The organism is Streptomyces sp. NPDC049970, from assembly GCF_040660235.1.
Lineage (GTDB): Bacteria > Actinomycetota > Actinomycetes > Streptomycetales > Streptomycetaceae > Streptomyces.
The window spans coordinates 1-2,152 of the sequence record NZ_JBFALP010000053.1 but is presented as its reverse complement, the minus strand read 5'-3'; the positions used below and the strand labels follow the sequence as shown (position 1 = coordinate 2,152).

Annotated in this window: 3 protein-coding genes and 1 pseudogene; all 4 read right to left on the bottom strand. The window is 69.2% G+C overall.

Annotated features, from left to right (window positions below; all coding sequences use genetic code 11):
* Positions 1 to 274: pseudogene (locus AB0I83_RS31410) on the bottom strand (NADH-quinone oxidoreductase subunit L); the annotation flags it as partial.
* Between the two features lie 15 nt (positions 275 to 289).
* Positions 290 to 589, bottom strand: a complete 300-nt coding sequence (gene nuoK / locus AB0I83_RS31405; RefSeq protein ID WP_125496949.1) for an NADH-quinone oxidoreductase subunit NuoK — start codon at positions 587 to 589, stop codon at positions 290 to 292.
* Positions 586 to 1,425: an NADH-quinone oxidoreductase subunit J gene (locus tag AB0I83_RS31400; RefSeq protein WP_125496950.1), complete on the bottom strand. Its 840-nt coding sequence runs from the start codon at positions 1,423 to 1,425 to the stop codon at positions 586 to 588. The genes nuoK and AB0I83_RS31400 overlap by 4 nt, the downstream gene beginning before the upstream one ends.
* The gene (gene nuoI / locus AB0I83_RS31395; RefSeq protein ID WP_189428151.1) at positions 1,422 to 2,063 is read right to left on the bottom strand and encodes an NADH-quinone oxidoreductase subunit NuoI; all 642 of its coding nucleotides are present in this window, start codon (positions 2,061 to 2,063) and stop codon (positions 1,422 to 1,424) included. The genes AB0I83_RS31400 and nuoI overlap by 4 nt, the downstream gene beginning before the upstream one ends.
* Positions 2,064 to 2,152: the final 89 nt, after the last annotated feature.

The window sequence follows — 2,152 nt, the reverse complement described above, 5'->3', positions numbered from 1 at the left end:
GCACGAACGTCATGGACAGCTGGTCCAGGCGGAAGGTGACGTCCGCCTGGAAGCCGGCCACCGGGATCCAGCTGAACAGGTGCTGGGTGACGGTGCGGTCGTCGGCGCCCCGGCCCAGCAGACCGGCGAAGAGCACCAGGCCGATGACGAAGGAGACCGCGGCGAGCAGGGTGCCCAGCCAGTGGCCGACGGCGTCGAGCCGGCGGCCGCCGACGAGAAGGACGGCCGCTCCGAGCAGAGGCGCCGCGATCAGCAGCGCAATCAGGTTCTCCACGATTCTTCCGACCCCTTACAGCTTCATCAGGCTGGCGTCGTCGACCGAGGCCGAGTGACGGGTACGGAACAGCGACACGATGATCGCGAGCCCGACCACGACCTCCGCCGCGGCGACGACCATCGTGAAGAAGGCGATGATCTGGCCGTCGAGGTTGCCGTGCATCCGGGAGAAGGCGACGAACGCGAGGTTGCAGGCGTTGAGCATCAGCTCGATGCACATGAAGAGCACGATGGCGTTGCGCCGGATGAGCACACCGGTGGCGCCGATCGTGAACAACACGGCGGCGAGATACAGGTAGTTGACGGGGTTCACTGCGACGCCTCCTCGGTCCGCTTGAAGGTCGCCGGGATCTGGGGGCGCTCCAGGCGCTCGGCGGCGCGCCGCTCCAGGGCCTTCAGGTCGCTCAGCGCCTCGGCCGAGACGTCCCGGATCTGGCCGCGTTCGCGCAGGGTCCGGTTGACGGTCAGCTCGGACGGGGTGCCGTCGGGCAGCAGGCCCGCGATGTCGACGGCGTTGTGCCGGGCGTACACACCGGGGGCGGGCAGCGGCGGCACATAGGTGCCCTCGCGCACGCGCCGCTCGGACAGCTCGCGCTGGGTCCTGGCCCGCTCGGTGCGCTCGCGGTGGGTGAGGACCATGGCGCCGACGGCCGCCGTGATGAGCAGGGCGCCGGTGAGTTCGAAGGCGTAGACGTACTTGGTGAAGATGACGGACGCCAGCCCGGCGACGTTGCCGTTCGCGTTGGCCCGGCCGGTGCCGGCGAAGTCCTTCAGGGAGGCGTTGGCGATGCCCGCGAGCAGCAGGACGCCGAAGCCCAGACCGCACAGCGCGGCCAGCCAGCGCTGGCCCTTGATGGTCTCCTTCAGCGAGTCCGCCGCGGTGACACCGACGAGCATCACCACGAACAGGAACAGCATCATGATCGCGCCGGTGTAGACGACGATCTGCACGATGCCGAGGAAGTACGCGCCGTTGGCGAGGTAGAACACCGCCAGCACGATCATGGTGCCCGCCAGGCTCAGCGCTGCGTGCACGGCCTTCTTCAGGAAGACGGTGCACAGGGCGCCGATCACCGCGATGGTGCCCAGGATCCAGAACTGGACGGCCTCCCCGGTGGACGTGGTGTAGGCGGCGAGCTGTGCGGTCATCGGCTGATCACCTTCTTCGGCGCCTGCTCGTGACCGTCGGCGGCGGACGCCTCCTCGGGCGGCACCTCGCCCTGGGAGACGGCGACCTGACGCACCGTCCCCGGGGCGGCCTCGGTCACCAGGCCCCGGTAGTAGTCCTGCTCGTCGGTGCCCGGGTACATGGCGTGGGGCGTGTCGACCATGCCCTCCTCCAGGCCTGCGAGCAGCTGCTCCTTGGTGTAGATGAGGTTCGCGCGGCTGGTGTCGGCCAGCTCGTACTCGTTGGTCATGGTCAGCGCGCGCGTGGGGCAGGCCTCGATGCACAGGCCGCACAGGATGCAGCGGGCGTAGTTGATCTGGTAGACGCGGCCGTAGCGCTCGCCCGGGGAGTAGCGCTCCTCGTCGGTGTTGTCGGCGCCCTCGACATAGATGGCGTCGGCGGGGCAGGCCCAGGCGCACAGTTCGCAGCCGACGCACTTCTCCAGGCCGTCCGGATGGCGGTTGAGCTGGTGCCGTCCGTGGAAGCGCGGAGCCGTGGGCTTCTTCTGCTCCGGGTACTGCTCGGTCAGCCGCTTCTTGAACATGGCCTTGAAGGTCACGCCGAAGCCGGCCACGGGGTTGAGGAAACCGGGCTTGGTCTCCTTGGGCTCCTCAGCCATCGGACGCCTCCTTTCCCTCCGTAGGTCCGTCGTGGACGGTGTCGGGCCCGCCGCTGACGATCAGCTCGCGGTCGCGGCGGGGACGGCGC

Coding starts and splice junctions, on each gene's coding strand:
- AB0I83_RS31400 (WP_125496950.1), bottom strand. CDS start 1,425: ATGACCGCACAGCTCGCCGCCTACACCACGTCCACCGGGGAGGCCGTC.
- nuoI (WP_189428151.1), bottom strand. CDS start 2,063: ATGGCTGAGGAGCCCAAGGAGACCAAGCCCGGTTTCCTCAACCCCGTG.